Below are 15,915 nucleotides of genomic sequence, written 5' to 3' on the forward strand. Positions count from 1 at the left end.
CTCTCAGCTCTCTTCCGAACTTTTCCGTTTCCTTTCGAACACACCTAATAGTCTCAACACGTCGCTTTTTCATCCCAAACTTTGCCCAAGTTTCAAACTTGGACAAAGTTGAATAAACAGACAATTCCTCCGCTGACGCTTTTCTTGTAGCTCGCACCCATTTTCTCATTTTCTCATTTCCTAATTTACTCATTTTTCTATTTTCTGAGATTTACGCCCAACCCACATTCATTAACATAAAAAAAAACAAATGGCAAACTTTGTACAACTACAAAATCTACCATTTGTTCCTGTGTATAACCAAAATGTTTATTTATTAGCTTTGCAATATCCTAAAACAAAATCTTCTATCAAAACAAAAAAGACCTTATACATAGTGTTTCCTATCTTAATATCCGTCTCCTTGTCATTAGGGAAAAAGTCTTTTCCCCTCACATCGTTTAGGGTAAGTGTAGGTTTGTTATGAATTTTAAAACCTACTTCTTTAGCACACCACGTCATTGTAAGTTTCTGAATGATGTTATGAATCGAGTAATTCGCTGAGCGATAATTCCATTGAGTGAATTTATGTGCAATACGCAATATTTTCTCTCGTTTCTTCTCAATATCCACCCCCACAGGTTTATTACTTATCATCACCACAACCTTATCAAACGAATGACTAATCGAAATAAAATCTTTTCCCTTTAAAAAAGGCTTCCCGTAAGCATTGTAATGCAAAGAATTGGGGGCGTGTCCTAACTGAGTTAGCAATAAACGCGTGGCTAAAAAGTTCTTTTTAGCCCTCTCATTGCTAATAGCATTGTAACTCTCCTTTTGTTCAGGAGTAAGAAGAGTTTCTTCTTCCAACACAGCAAGCTCCTCCCTTACCTCCCAAATGTACAAGGTGGTTTTTTTATCTACTTTTATGGTGCTCTCTAATGGCATATATAATTCCCCTCCTAATTTCGCACAAAGATACTGAAAAATTCTTAATTCTTACAAGTTATATAAACCACCTCTGTGTCTTTTTCTTTTCTTTCAGAAATCAATAATATGTTAAAACAACGCCCTTATAATGAGCTTATTTAGCATCATTTTAATAGTTCATAAACAATGAAGACGTTAATTTGTGTTACAAACATAACTTTTATTCTTTAGCTTTCCTATCAAAAGTTTAACAAAAGATTAACGCTCTTAAACGAAAAAAAGTCTTCACGATGAGGAAAAATCGTGAAGACTAAAAAATAAAATATAACTTTTAAAAAAATAAAAATGATAGCAAATTCTTATTTATAAAGTACTTTTTTTACCGCTTTTACTACGTCGTTAGCATTTGGCAAAAACTCTTTCAAAAGCTCTGAAGAGAAAGGTGCTGGCGTATCAGTGGTAGTAATGCGTTGTACAGGCGCATCGAGATAATCGAAAATGTGCTCTTGTACTTGATAAGTAATTTCAGAAGATACACTGGCAAAAGGCCACGCTTCTTCCAAAATCACTAAGCGATTAGTTTTCTTAACCGAAGCGAATACTGTGTCAAAGTCAAGCGGACGTACAGTACGCAAGTCGATGATTTCACACTCAATACCTTCTTTGGCTAAAATATCAGCAGCTTTATGCGCTTCTTTAATAATTTTACCGAAAGAAACGATAGTTACATCAGTACCCGCACGCTTAATATCGGCAACGCCTAATGGAATAGTGTATTCTTCTTCTGGCACTTCACCTTTATCGCCGTACATTTGCTCAGATTCCATAAAGATAACAGGGTCGTTATCACGGATAGCCGACTTCAAGAGTCCTTTTGCATCGTAAGGCGTAGAAGGAACTACTACTTTCAATCCAGGACAGTTAGCATACCAGTTCTCAAAGGCTTGAGAGTGGGTAGCCGCCAACTGACCAGCAGAAGCAGTAGGACCACGAAAAACGATAGGAATATTAAACTGACCTCCTGACATTTGGCGCATTTTAGCCGCGTTGTTAATGATTTGGTCAATCGCTACTAATGAAAAGTTAAAAGTCATAAACTCTACAATAGGACGGTTACCATTCATAGCAGCCCCTACTGAGATACCTGCAAAACCACCTTCAGCGATAGGGGTATCAATAATACGTTTAGGCCCAAATTCATCGAGCATTCCTTTAGAGGCTTTATAAGCGCCATTATATTCGGCTACCTCTTCACCCATCAAATAAATAGACTCGTCGCGACGCATTTCTTCACTCATCGCTTCGCAAACGGCTTCTCTAAATTGTATTGTTCTCATTTATATTTATTAAATAAGGTATATAACTAAAATTTCTGTTTTGAAAGCACAAAAGTAATAATAATTATTTAATCTCCTAATTTTTTTACTACTTTTATTTTCTATATATTATTTAAAACGTTATATATCAAATATTTATTATGTTATTTACCTTATCTCTAATCTCACTACTCTCTGGTTAAATCGCCTATAAAAATACGGAATCTTATATAGCATACGGAATATAAATGGGTAGCGTCCTTGGTCGTACTTACTCATAAAATACTCTTTCGCCACGTGCAACTTAGGGTGCCACTGCTCCATCGCTTCGCTATACTTTTCGCTCCATTGAAATTCAGGGCGCCTGTCTTTATCCATTGCTTTTAGTGTATCGTGGTTCTTAGCGTGCCCTACTAAGGCATAAGCGAGCATATCGAAAAGAAGAGTAGCCTCAGTAAATGCTTCACAGAGATGTATCATAAAATCTTTTACCTCAAACGGAGGGAAATACATCAGTACCCCCTCAACAATAATGAGTATCGGCTTGCGGTGAGCTTTTACTTTTTCTATCCATTCGGTATCAAAGAGAGACATTTCTAAAAAACTACGTCTTTCACTCTCCTCAAAGAACTGACGCCGGATAGCAATTACCTCAGGCAAATCGAGGTCATACCAATGGGTAAGTTCCGGACAACCCAAACGCTCATAACGAGCATCAAGACCCGTACCCAATTGTATTATTACTGCATCGGGGTGTTGCTCTATAAAAGCACGAGTTTCTTCGTCTATCAGGTGAGCGCGCACACACACGCCTGCTTGGGAGAATTTAGCTTTCTTGAACCGGCTAAAATCATAGTCTATTTTGTTTATAATCTCAGCAGCCTTCTCATCGCGTAACAGCGGTTGAGGTTCTTTATTTTCAGTAGCTTTTGCCCATAAAGTAATGAGCATTGTTTCGGGTATTTTGTTCATAGGTGTTAGGGGTTAGAATCAGACCTGTTCGACTCGTTCGACAGGTCTGATTCTAAAAATTAGAACTCGTGAAAGAAAGCGGGATTTCCAGTAGTGCTAAGCACTTGTTCTACGGTTTCAGTAGCAGGGTTGAAATCGAATAAGCCTCTTTTATCAGTACCAAAAGCACCAAAGAGCACTCTGTCTTTCAGTTTGGTGATGAGAATACTATGTCCGTCAGTAAGCGGAACGCCTCTTATCTGGCTGATAGATTTGTTGTTGAAATTTATAAGTACTGCCATAGCGTTTTTAGCAGTATAGGGGTTTGCGCCACCGAGTTCCACGATACCCACATAAGCTACAGCTTTACCATTGCCTATATACTGGCAGTTATACACGCTAGCAGGCTTGTAATTAGTGCCTGCAATAGGGGTCGTAGAGATATCCCACGATTTGCTACTGTCGAATTCAGTCTTGCCTTTGGGAATACAGAGGAAACCGCATTTAGTATTGTCTTTGGAATATCCAAAATAACCTGCGGTAGCTATATAAAGGTCACCTGCTTCATTGGTAAAGAGCATTCCTTTACATTGTGCCATAGGGCGAGTGGGGAAAGTGAGTTTGGTAGTGGTTTCGGATACTACTTTCTCTACCACATCAGTTTGAGGGTCGATGATAGCCACATCACACTGTTGGTAGTCGGCGTAAGGTTGCCAACCTGCTCCAGGGTTGATTTGGTTGAGACATAGGTAATACTTGCCATCGCGAATAATACCCATAGCAGGCTCAGGACTGGTATCGCCGTGAGCGTATTGGGCGAGATTGATTTCACCTGTTTTTTGCATTGTCTGTGGGTTGATAATCCACACGACTCCTTGTGTGTACATAGGCACATAGGCTTTCGTAGCACTTACTTTTTCGAGATGACCTACCATCGAATTAGAAAGCCCTGCGAGATTTGCTCCTTTGGCGAGCTTTTTGGTAGTAGGGTCGTAAGTATATTGGGTGATACCGCCGATACCTTTCATAGTGTCGAAGAGGTAGACACTTTTCCCTTCTACTTGTATCGAAGAGCCAAACTCTACTTGCTCAGCTTTGGAGTTATCAATAGCGATACCTCCTGCCATTTTATGAAAGATTTGAAGGTAAGAACTACCACTCATACCATCGGGGTTTTTGACAGAAGTTTCTAATAAGAAATCACCTGTATAAACCACATTGCTTGGTGGTATGGGAGCGGGGGTAGGGTTGTCGTCTTTCTTGCAACCCACTGTGAGAAGTGCTAAAGAGCACACAGTTAAAAATACTTTTGAATACATAAAATTAGTTTTTAGTTATTATTATTAGTTGTTAGACTTGTCTGACCTTTAAAAAGAAGCAACCCTATAAACATCAGGGTATTTCCCAAGCTGATAGCCGATACATTCAATCCGTTTTTAATAGCCGAATCTGGTAACAAATAGGCTATAAGATGAATGATGCCAATACCTATAAACATATTGAAAAGGGCTGCTATGCGAGGATAAACGGTCTTTTTCCTTACAAAAGCTATGAACTGTGAGATGTTCATCAGTAGGAAAAAGACGATAAAAATGTAATAGCAAGGCACTAATACATTATTAGAAAAGGTAGTAGCTATATTGTGAGCTAAGGTTGCATCGGTGGGGTAAAGCTGTTTGTAGATAAGCATCACCACAGCACAATTAAGGTGCACCCCACAAGCTGCCATTACCAGCCACCCCCAGATACCTACTTTGTAAAGCTTTGAGAGCGTTTCACTACCTTCTTTCATCAACTTGTAAATTTGCCAATACCCTATGCACTGCAGAGGGATACCTATCACACCTAAGAATCCTCCCCACATAATACGCGATAGGGGTAAGGTAAGTGAGAAGTTCATCAGTGATTTTTCAGGGTTTTCTACCTGAATGTACCCCAATAGCATATCACCGGAAAAAGTAATAAGTGAGGCTATTAAGCCTAAAATAAATCTTTTTTTCATATATAATTGTTTTTCATCTTTTGCTTCACTTTTTATAGCCAGCCAATCAGAAATGGTTTGTAAAATTTTCCTCCTACGCTTTAAATTCGCTTTAGATTCGCTTTTAATTTATTGTAGAGCCACTGTAGAGCCACTGTAGAGCCACTGTAGACCCACTGAAAGTATAGTTAAAGTATATTTTTAGTTCGGACGAGAGGGAGTTAGAATATTACTCTTAGCTTCACCCCTCCATTGATTCCCATTAATGGGCGGTTAAATTCTGATAGGGTCTTTTCATTCGTTATATTCCGCACTTTCCCTGAGAGAAATACTTTATTATTCAAGAAACTGTGCTCAAAACCTATATCAATGGTTGTACTGCGCGGAATGCGGCGTTTCTGCAATTGTGTCATTTCAAAATCATAGTAATATTCTTCCACAAAAGCCACATCGGCAAAAAGGCGTGTATTTTGCCCCGTGCCACCAAAAAGGTTCTCGCGGTGGAACTCCAAGCCTGCATTCGCCATTAAGTAAGGTATATTAGGCATACGTTTGTTTTTAGTAGGGTTAGGCACGGTGCTTTCTGGCTCGTAAGCACGTGTATCGCGCAGGTCTTGATAAGTAGTGTTGCCGTATAGATAAAGCGAAGGCAATACATCGGCTTTGGCTTCAAACTCTACCCCAAGAGTACGCATCTCTCCAAAGTTTTGGTATTGTGCCCCTATGAGTCCGGCAGTATAACGTATCATATCTTGCAAATACATATAGAAGAAGTTCATTTCTATTTGAGCATTGGTAGGGTGCTTGCCTGTAAGGTCGAACAGCAAACCGAGGTTAGCGCTGAGGTTACGCTCTGGCAATAAATCAGGACTGGGGATTACAGCTATACCATCGCCTAAGAGCTCCGTTTCCGAAGGAATGCGCACCTCATAACCAGCAGAGAGTTTCCCCATTAGCGAAGGCAGAAAGCGGTAGCGCATCGCATTATTCACCCCAAAATCGCTCTTGCTTACGTCTACATCGTACTTACCGGGGACGAAGAGTGGCGCCATTTGGGTGTGCATAGTATACATATAATGACGTACTGTGAGCGAGTTCAAAAACACGTCGTTAAGCGTACGGAAGTCATATGTAAGTCCGCTTATCCAACTGCGCATTTGCGAATCGAAATTCACTTGCTTACCCAGACTCAGGGTCTTTAAGTCGTCTTTGGGCGTACCGTTTGCCATAGAAAACACACTGTTGATATTCAGCGAATGGCGTTCGGTAAGAATGTACTCCAAATTGGTTTTATTAATAAAAGTGAGCTTTTTATCGTCAGAGTCCGATGGATAGTTATAACCTGCCTCACCGCCATAACGCGAAGGGGTAGGGTAGGAGCTACCGTCCCACTCATAGCGACGGGTGGCTTTGTCGATGAAGTTCATTTTGGTAAGTACCAATCCGTTGAACATATCAAGATTCAAGCCTTCTGTAAGGAAATTATCTTTTTCGAGTTTATTAGAAAGCCCCGTCATTAGCGACTGACTATGAGCTTCTCGTATATCGTATTCGATACCTTGAATTTCCTTATAGGTTTTGACGAACACGGGTTCTAACTCTACTTCGTCGAACCACCATTTCTTTGCTTTGAAGCTCCCGCCAATGATGAGCTTGCGGTACTTATCGTGGTTGCGGGTGATGCGCAATCCTTCTTGAAAAGGAGAATCGAAAGTGTAGTTATTATCCGATGAAGTATAGCCCCCACCGATACCGAATACCAATCCGCGCTGTTTGAGGTTGCGTTTGAATACCCCTTGTGCCTTATGGGTGTTGTAACTCTCATATCCATAACTGAGGTCGGCATATTTATCGGGGTATTCGCGAATAACGATATTGATAGCTCCTCCAAGCGATGAGCCCCCGAAGCGTGCTGGTACGACTCCTTTGTAAATCTCAATACGGTCAATCATATCTATGGGGATATCGTTGATATCGATATAATCTGTCTGCTCACCTAAGGGCAATTCGTCTATAAAAAAGCCTATGCGTTTGCCTTCTAATCCTCTTACTGAGATACGTGAACTACTGCCCACCCCTCCTGAAGAACGCAAAGTGATACCTACGGTTTTTAGAAGAATGTCCTGCACACTGCTTACCGTACCTCGCAGGTTACTCATATCAATTACCGTTACGGGCATACTCTGCTCTTTCTTTTGGTGAGCGATACTCTTGCCCGAAACAGTTACTCCGCTTATTTCTTCGGCTTGTTCTTTCAGCGATACATCTGAACGCATCTGTCCTTTCACACTGATTTTCTTTCCAAAGGTTTGATAACCGAGAAAACTAAACCACACGGTATAATTCCCTTCGGGCAAATGTGTTAATCGATATTGACCGCGTGCATCGGTGCTCACGCCTTTGTTTAGTTCTTTGATGTAAACATCGGCACCTATTAAAGGTTGGTGAGTTACTTTATCGGTAACCGTACCAATGAGTTCGGCAGTGTTTTGAGCTGATATAGAAAGACTGAAGAGTAGTAGTAAAAGAAAAGTTTTGTTTAACATAGATATCGGTTTTTGCGTCTCAAACTTTGGCAAAGTTGAATAGACTAATAATCAGTATTTAATCGCTTGCTAACTGCTAACGACTAAAAAACTAAAAGCTAAAATATTTGGTGGTTTGAAATATGTTATTTACTTTTGTTCTAAACAACAGATTTCAGAGCGCAAAAATACAGCAAAAAGGAAGTACGATTGTTTAATTTCCTTAGCAAAGTTTTACATCTGAATAGCAAATAAAGTGATTGGTTGTTTGTAGCCGGCTGGTGAGGCTGACGGCAAACAGCTGATGAACGTGATAAACGACTGATGAATATGATAAACGAAATAACATTACCTTTGGCAACCAACGAAGAAGAGGTGCAAAATTATTACGAAAGAGTGAATGAACAAATGGGGGTATTCCAATTGGAACAACAAACCTTAGGCAATCATACTTACTACCGATGGCAAGCACAAATGAAAGAAGAAGTGACTTTTGTGGGACGTATGGATATCCCCTCAGTGCGTCTTTATTTTGTAACCCGAACCTACAAAGGTATGGCGGTGCAGGTAGACGGGCGAAATTGTATCAGTAAGGCGGGGACTCACAATATCTTTTTTGGTAAAGAAGAATGCTTGGGCAAAGACTTGTTGCATAAAGATGATATTATAGAAGTGATTACGGTTGCTATCAGTGCTGAGCAATTTGCGCAAATAGCTATTCAATATCCCGAAACTTTTATGGCGTGGTACCAGCGTTATGAGCGGGGTGGTAACTTTATTCTTTCGCCTGAACAATCACTTCCTACTGACTTTGCTATGCAAACTGTCCTTGACCAACTGCAACACGCTTCTCTTTTGGGCAAGGCAGCACGAGCTTATGCCGACTTAAAAGTGCAGGAACTCTTTTTGTTACAATTACATCAATACGAACAGCAACAGCTACAAGTATACCAATACTGCAAAACTCAAACCGATGTACGAAAAATGTACGAAGTGCGTGACCGCCTTACGGCTCAGTTGGACGTTACGCCTTCGATAGCTGAATTGGCACGTGCCGTAGGTGTGAACGAAAAGAAGTTGTGTTATGGTTTTAAAGAGGTATTTGGCACTACTGTTTTTGGTTATCTATACGACTATAAAATGGAATTGGCGCAACAACTGCTCCTTCACACCGATAAGAGTATAAGTGAAATCGCCCTCACTTGTGGATATGATTATATATCGCATTTTTCGACTGCCTTTAAGAAGAAGTTTGGTAGAAATGCAAAGGAGGTAAGAGATAAGAGGTAAATGTCATATGTCATATCTTGAAATAGGTTTACACTAAAAACCATAAAAAGATATGACAATAGGGAGGAAAGAAACAGTTCGGTACAGTGATTGCTTTAAGTTGAGTATCGTAGAAGAGATAGTGCTTAGAGGAGGGTTGCTTGCTGATTATTGAAAAGAATAAGATGTTTAACTTGCAGAAAGACAACAAACCGGCGGAGAAAAGTTACTTTTGTAACTTAATTGTAATAGTAGTTTCTTGTTAGTTCAGAAATAATTATTACTTTTGTCACTTGTAATTTGTTATACAGGATATGCCATTAGCTTTATTCAATTCTATTACTTCGTGGTTTTTAAAACGCCGTATTGACCAAATACAAGAGTTTGTAGAGCACCCACATAAAGTGCAAGAACGTGTGCTTTTGGAGCTTCTTGATGCTGCCAAAGACACTGAACTCGGCAAACTATATAACTTTGCTGAGGTGAAAAACTATGAGCAATTCAGTAGAAATACACCATTAGTTTCTTATGAAGCTTTTGAGCCTTACGTAGAAAGGGCAAGACGAGGGGAGCGGAATGTGTTTTGGCATACGCCGATAAAATGGTTTGCCAAGAGCAGTGGGACTACTAACGCTAAGAGTAAGTTTATTCCGGTAAGTGAGGAGGCACTGCAACTGTGCCATTACAAATCGGGGAAGGATATGCTGTGCTTATACCTAAATAACAACGAGGATTCGAATCTGTTTAAGGGCAAGAGTTTGCGACTGGGAGGGAGCAAGCAACTGTATGAACAAAACGGTACTTATTTTGGGGATTTATCGGCGATTTTGATTGAAAACCTGCCTTTTTGGGCAGAATGGAGTTGTACCCCTAGCAACAAAGTATCGCTGATGAGTGAATGGGAGAGTAAGTTACAAGCGATTGTCAAAGAAGCGAAAACAGAGAATGTGACTAGTATTGCGGGGGTTCCTTCGTGGATGTTAGTGCTTTTAAATCGGATTTTAGAAGAAACCCAAAAGGAACATCTTTTGGAGTTGTGGCCAAACTTAGAAGTATACTTTCACGGGGGGGTGAGCTTTATACCGTATCGCGAACAGTATAGGCATATTATTCCTTCGGATAGTTTTCGTTATTACGAAATATACAACGCCTCCGAAGGGTTCTTTGCAATTCAAGACCGCAACAATTCGGACGAGATGTTGCTAATGCTCGATTACGGGATTTTCTATGAGTTTATACCGATGGAGACTTTTGGTACTGCGGAACAAAAGGCAATTCCGCTGAGTGAGGTGGAAATAGGGAAAAACTATGCGATGGTGATTACTACCAATGCCGGTTTGTGGCGCTATATGATAGGAGATACGGTAAGGTTTACTTCGGTAGTGCCTTATCGGATTAAGATTACGGGTCGTACCAAGCACTTTATTAATGTATTTGGAGAAGAGCTCATCGTAGAGAATGCGGAGCGCGCCTTAGAGAAGGCTTGTGAGCAGACTAATAGTCACTTAATAGACTACACGGTTGCGCCTATATTTATGCAAGACAAGCTGAAAGGAGGGCACGAATGGGTAATAGAGTTTGATGCACCTCCTGAGAGTTTGGAGCAATTTACCGAGATATTAGACCGCGAACTGCAAAAACTTAACTCGGATTACGAAGCTAAACGCTACAACAATATGACGCTGAATATGCCCAAAGTGCACAAGGCTCGCACGGGGCTTTTTCACGACTGGCTCAAACACAAGGATAAGCTTGGCGGGCAAAACAAAGTACCTCGACTCTCGAACAGTAGGGAGTACGTGGAGGAGTTATTAAATTTATAATGAAATTAAAAATAGAAAGGCTACCCTATTGGGTAGCCTTTCTTATTTGCTGTAACATTAAATTATCTTCTTCTTTTGCGAATGAAGATGATGAGACCGACGAAAGCAAGGAGCACTATTCCGCCTATCCAAAGGGCGCTGAGTGATACTTTTTCTTGAGGACTTCCGGCAGTGGTTTCTTCTTTTTTGAGGACTTTAGCGTCTTGGGTATTGGCTTGTGCCTGACTGCCTTGGTGCGCTTGAGCGAGCTGTTGCTGATACGCTTGGGCATTGGCAGGTGAAGCCTTTTTGCTGATATAATCCTGCAACTTTTTATTTTCGGAAGAGAAATGAGAAGAGCTTACACCGAATTGCTTGGTGAGGTCGGTATGGATATCGGCAAGTTTAGTGATTTGGGCATCGGAGGCTTTCCACATACCTTTGCGGGTAGCTTCGAGCATTACAGCAGTTACCTCTTGCAAGGCTGCTACGTTTTCTTTCTTTATAAAATCGGTGATGCCCAGGTGGTGTTTATCTTCTATATAAGTGTTATATACCTCATTCCACATTGCATCATCGATGAGTTCGGGGCGAGTAGCTTCCCAACCGTGCATATTAGTAACGATTTCGGCTATTTGTCCGGCACTTGAAGCCTTACCCTTCATCATTTCTTTGATGTATTTAGGATTGAATATTGTACTGCGTGCTTCGACCCCTACGGCTTCTTTGAGTTCTTGCACGTGCATATTCTTATGGTTGCGATAATCGGCGAGGTAGGCATCGGGGTCTTTGCCGTTTACTTCTTTGATAGCAGCATTCATACCCCCCATAAACTCGTAGACGTGGTCGAGGCTAAGCGCTCCCCAAGTGTTGTTTTGGCGAGGCTGAATGAGCACATCGGCGTTTTTGATAGCGGCGCGGAACATACCTTCTTGGAACTTGCTCCAATTGTCTTTACTGCCGTAGAAAGCGCCCATATTATGCATATAAACCTCAGCGATATCCTTTTGAGTTTCCCACTTATCGCCGGAATTAATCAACTCCTTAGTGCCTGTATCATAACGACCTTGCAAGCCACCAAAGATACGTTCGATAGAAAGTTCGCGGGCTTCTTTGGGCGATACTCCGGCTTCTACCAATTGTTTTTCGATATCTACACTACCTGCGCTCACTTCATTGGCATAAGCTTCCTCAGGAAGAGCTGATACCATTTGAATGGCTTTGGTAAGCAAGAACAAGCGAGAAGCTGCTAAATCGCGGAACTGACCTGAGGTTTGAATCACTACATCGATACGAGGGCGACCCAACTCTTCAGAAGGAATGACGCGCACATCGCCTACACGACCAAAGCTATCCCATACGGGTTCAACACCTAACATATACAAGGCTTGGGCGATAGATACACCTTCGGTTTCTATAAATTCGGAACTCCAAAAAGTATAGGCTATCTTCTTGGGATATTCGTGGTGTTTGGTTTGGTATTCACTAATTACATTTTGGGCTAAAGCTACGCCTCTATCCCACGCGAGTTTAGACGGTGTACTTTCGGCATTCACCCCATAGAGGTTATGACCGGTAGGTACGCCTTTAGGATTGGCTACTGCATCACCTCCTGAGGAAGGAGGAGTGTAACCACCATTTAGAGCATTGAAGAAAGCCTTTTCTTCTAAACGCGGACTGTTTTGCAAGGCGTCTTTATAGAGCGTTACATTGGTAATGGTTCTCTCGATATCTACCAAGGTACGTGCATAATCTATCTTAGCTTTTTGAGCGTTGAGAGCAGCCAGCTCTTCCTTAGTAAGAGGCTTGCGGTCTTCTTTTTTGGCAGGAGCTTTGATTTTGGTAGGACGACCTACGGCATCAGGTTTCTTAGCAGTAGCCGAAGCTGTGGCTGTTGTGTGAGTAGCAGTAGCGGTTGCTGAAGCCGTAGCTTGTTTTTTCATCTGCTGTTGTAAGAAATAAGGCATACCACTTCCTTCTTCTTTAGCCATTGTAGTTTTGGCTTTTTGCAAATCGTCAGCAGAGATATGAGCATAGTTGCAAATCAGTTCAGTAGAAACTGGTTTGCCTGCGAGTATTTGGTTTACTAAGCTCTTAGCAGGGTTTAGATAATGAGTTGTGAAAAAGGCTTTGCGTTTAAGGTCGGCTTCGGTAACTTTACCGTGGTACTTATCTAAGGTAGCCAAACTGTACGCAATAGGGTCGGTACTCATAGCCAAGACGGTAGAATTAATTTTATCAGGAGTATAAGGGACTCCCATTACGTAGTATTCGCCATTAATCTTTTCGGTGGCAATCTCTTCGGCGAAGTTAGCAAGGCGGTCGATTTCGGCTTCAGTATAGGGTTTGGAGAGGATACTATCCAAACGCAAATCACGATGTAAGCCCATTGTTACGGCTAACTTTTTGATGTGTAACCCAATGGTTTGTTTATCAATAGGGTTCTTTGCTTTCTGATAAGAAAGAATGGTGTTCTCTAAATTATTGAAGGTATTGCGCATATCGCTTTCGGTGAAAGCAGGAGTAAGATAAGACACAATACTGCCGTACGAACGACGTTTTGCCATCATTGCTTCGCCTATATTTCCGATAGTATAATAGTAGAAATGAGGTACGGTACCCACACAGATATCTGCCCAATCGTAATCGGAGAGGGCTACTTGTTTATTAGGGGTGAACTCCAATGAGCCGTGCGTACCGAAGTGAATGAGCGCATCGGCTTTGAGGCCGTTTTGTATCCAAAGATATGCCCCCATATAGGCATAAGGAGGGATTTCTTTTACGCCGTGCAACACTTTAAAATCATCATCAGTACTAATAGCGGCAGGAGGTTGAGGCAGAATGGTGATATTACCGAAAGTGAGATGGGCTACCGCCAGATAATTTTTACCGTCCTTAGAAGTGTTGAGGTAAGAGCCCGGCACAGCGCCGTTCTTTTCGATTACTTGTTTATAGAGTTCTTCGGGTAAAGTTTTTTTGAGCCAAGCATCTAATTCGTGAGCTTCTACCAAAGCAGGTGCGCCTGTACTGATGAACTTTTCGATATCGCCTTTGGCATTGGCTCTATAAGTATTGGCGTGTGTGAGCAGTAACTGGTTGAATTCGGCTTGTGTAGCGGGGAGCGTTCCTACGTTATAACCTTTGTTTTTGAGTTGATGTAAAAAGCGGAATAGTGAAGGTTCGACCTCCAACCCTTGAGCGGCAGCAGGTGTAAGCCCCACACCTTTGAAGTAAACAATCGCCAACTTTTTGTCGGCATTAGATTTACGTTTTAAATCGGTGAAGTTATGAATGATTTTGGCGAACTTACGGGCGCGGTTCTCGATAGTGTTGAGGAAGTAATAACCTTGTTTGTTTTGTTCTTGGGCAATCACTACATAAGGATAGAGCGCCCCGTCTAACTCGGGCATTACAATGGTTTGCCCCATAAAGCCGCCCGACATACCCATAGGGTCTTTTTCCCAATCGTCCTTCATTGCTAAGACCGATAATCCCGTGAAGAGGGGTACGTTGTGCTCCTTAGCCCAATTGATAAACAGTTCGGGTTGCCCCATCATCATTTGTCCGTGAGGAAAATAGACAATGGCATCGGGATTGATTTCGGTAAGGAAGTCGATGCGTTTTTCTTGAGCGGTGAAAGGATAGACGTTCATACCCTCGTTCTGCAAGGCGGTTATTACCCCATTGAGGTGTTCTTTATTTCCGCCAAAAGGCTCGTGTAAGCCTGCTACTATGGCGATACGAGGAGCACCTTCTTTATAGAAATTATTCTTCTGAATATACTCTTGATATTCTTTAAGGGAGCTGAAAGAGCGCTCGTCGTCTAAATGAAAGTAGACGTTTTCTTTGCGTTCGATAGGAGGTGCGGGTTCGGTAGCAAACCATTTCTTGTCGATATATTTGCGGACATAACGAACGAGGTTTTGGTAGTTTGCCTTATTGCCACTCATCAGATAGTCGCCTACGTGTTTGAGTTCGGTTTCGTTGAGGCTACTGATATCGTTATCGGGATTGGTAACGGCGAAACTGTGAAAAGGCACGCGGTTAGCAGCATCGATGAGCTGATTGCGCTGTTCGTCGCTAATTTTCAGTCCCATTGCCCATACGAGGACAAAGTCGTAGTTTTTGAGTTTATCGAGTTGGTCGAGGGGGACTTCTTCGATTTTGATAAACTTATCGGAATTAGAAAGGGCGATATTGGACGCCTGATAGCTGATGAAGTTCACCAATGCGATACGGGTGGGGGCGATGTATTTTCGCCATACGAAATAACCTGCTATTACTATAAGGAGCAGGGCAATGATGGATAGAATCTTTTTTTTCATCTTATTTGCTGTGGGTCGTAGCACGACAACAGATTGTTTTATAAATTAGACAAAAAGGTTTTATGTGAACAGGTGAGGCTGTGCCCCAGAAATTAAGCAAAATCAAGGTAATGCTTTGTAAAATGCTTGCTTTTAACGTGAGTTCGATGTAAGAAAAGTGTAGCTTACGCTACAGAAATCTTACAAATCTTTAAAAAAAATCGAGCAAATGAACAGCTTCGCTGTTTTTAAGTCTCGCACAAATTACACGAATAGTCTTTCAATTGACAATTGTGATGTGCACCGATGGGCAATTTAATTAATAGATAGGTTAACATTAATGTAATGAAAACTTGGGTGCAAAGATAAGAAAATTATTTTGAATAATAATAAATAGTGGAAAAAAGGTATTAGGCCATAGGCCTTAGGCACTAGGAATAGCGACGCAAAAGCGATGAGCGGAAAATGAGAGAATGAGGAAATGAGGAAATTAGAAAATGAGAGAATTAGAGAATTAGAGAATGAGAAAATGAGGAAATGGGGTGTGAGGTTGTGTTAGGGGAATGAGGCTGTGCCTCAGAAATCAAACAAAATTTAAACAAAATCAAGGCTGCGCCTTGTAAACCAGCGGAAGAGATTAACTTTGTCAAAGGTACGAGCTACAAGCTCGCACCAGCGGAGGAGGAAAATTAGAGAATTTGGAAATGAGGAAATTAGAAAATGGGTAGTGATAAAAATGGTTTTTTGACAGGTCTGATTTGTAGGACAAGTCGGACTGGTTAGGGTTTTCGGAAGAAAACGGAGGTTTCCAAAAGGAGGTTGGGAGAGATTTTGGTGAAAAAAGGGTGTAAGAAGGGT

Annotated in this window: 10 protein-coding genes; 2 read left to right on the top strand and 8 right to left on the bottom strand. The window is 41.4% G+C overall.

Annotation, left to right across the window (positions count from 1 at the left end):
- From HMPREF9072_RS12430 to HMPREF9072_RS03310, 7 genes are all read right to left on the bottom strand, one after another.
- Nucleotides 1-193: hypothetical protein (locus HMPREF9072_RS12430; RefSeq protein ID WP_009410528.1), on the bottom strand; the 193-nt coding region annotated here is incomplete at its 3' end.
- Nucleotides 194-309: 116 nt separating this feature from the next.
- A complete protein-coding gene (locus tag HMPREF9072_RS03285) occupies nucleotides 310-927 on the bottom strand; it encodes a 4'-phosphopantetheinyl transferase family protein (RefSeq protein WP_009410529.1) in 618 nt (205 codons plus the stop codon).
- A 341-nt stretch (nucleotides 928-1,268) separates the two neighbouring features.
- Complete coding sequence (locus HMPREF9072_RS03290; protein ID WP_009410530.1) at nucleotides 1,269-2,246, bottom strand: pyruvate dehydrogenase complex E1 component subunit beta; 978 nt, start codon at nucleotides 2,244-2,246, stop codon at nucleotides 1,269-1,271.
- A gap of 147 nt (nucleotides 2,247-2,393) precedes the next feature.
- Nucleotides 2,394-3,197 carry a class I SAM-dependent methyltransferase gene (locus tag HMPREF9072_RS03295; protein WP_009410531.1) on the bottom strand — a complete coding sequence of 268 codons (804 nt, stop codon included), beginning with the start codon at nucleotides 3,195-3,197 and terminating at the stop codon, nucleotides 2,394-2,396.
- A gap of 59 nt (nucleotides 3,198-3,256) precedes the next feature.
- Nucleotides 3,257-4,495, bottom strand: a complete 1,239-nt coding sequence (locus HMPREF9072_RS03300; RefSeq protein WP_009410532.1) for a hypothetical protein — start codon at nucleotides 4,493-4,495, stop codon at nucleotides 3,257-3,259.
- An 11-nt stretch (nucleotides 4,496-4,506) separates the two neighbouring features.
- Nucleotides 4,507-5,178 (bottom strand): DUF6796 family protein, encoded by a 672-nt coding sequence (locus HMPREF9072_RS03305; RefSeq protein ID WP_009410533.1) that lies wholly within the window; start codon nucleotides 5,176-5,178, stop codon nucleotides 4,507-4,509.
- Between the two features lie 200 nt (nucleotides 5,179-5,378).
- Entirely contained in the window at nucleotides 5,379-7,703 is a 2,325-nt protein-coding gene (locus HMPREF9072_RS03310; protein WP_009410534.1) for a TonB-dependent receptor, read from the bottom strand.
- A 303-nt stretch (nucleotides 7,704-8,006) separates the two neighbouring features.
- Between HMPREF9072_RS03310 and HMPREF9072_RS03315 the strand changes: the two genes are divergently transcribed.
- Together HMPREF9072_RS03315 and HMPREF9072_RS03320 are read left to right on the top strand one after the other, a co-directional pair.
- On the top strand, nucleotides 8,007-8,972 hold the full coding sequence (locus HMPREF9072_RS03315; protein WP_009410535.1) for an AraC family transcriptional regulator: 966 nt from the start codon (nucleotides 8,007-8,009) through the stop codon (nucleotides 8,970-8,972).
- A 293-nt stretch (nucleotides 8,973-9,265) separates the two neighbouring features.
- Nucleotides 9,266-10,774 (top strand): GH3 auxin-responsive promoter family protein, encoded by a 1,509-nt coding sequence (locus HMPREF9072_RS03320; RefSeq protein WP_009410536.1) that lies wholly within the window; start codon nucleotides 9,266-9,268, stop codon nucleotides 10,772-10,774.
- Between the two features lie 62 nt (nucleotides 10,775-10,836).
- Here the strand turns inward: HMPREF9072_RS03320 and HMPREF9072_RS03325 are convergent, their stop codons facing one another.
- The gene (locus HMPREF9072_RS03325; protein ID WP_009410537.1) at nucleotides 10,837-15,078 is read right to left on the bottom strand and encodes a cobaltochelatase subunit CobN; all 4,242 of its coding nucleotides are present in this window, start codon (nucleotides 15,076-15,078) and stop codon (nucleotides 10,837-10,839) included.
- Nucleotides 15,079-15,915 lie beyond the last annotated feature (837 nt).

Source organism: Capnocytophaga sp. oral taxon 324 str. F0483, assembly GCF_000318315.2.
In the GTDB taxonomy this organism is placed as follows: domain Bacteria; phylum Bacteroidota; class Bacteroidia; order Flavobacteriales; family Flavobacteriaceae; genus Capnocytophaga; species Capnocytophaga ochracea.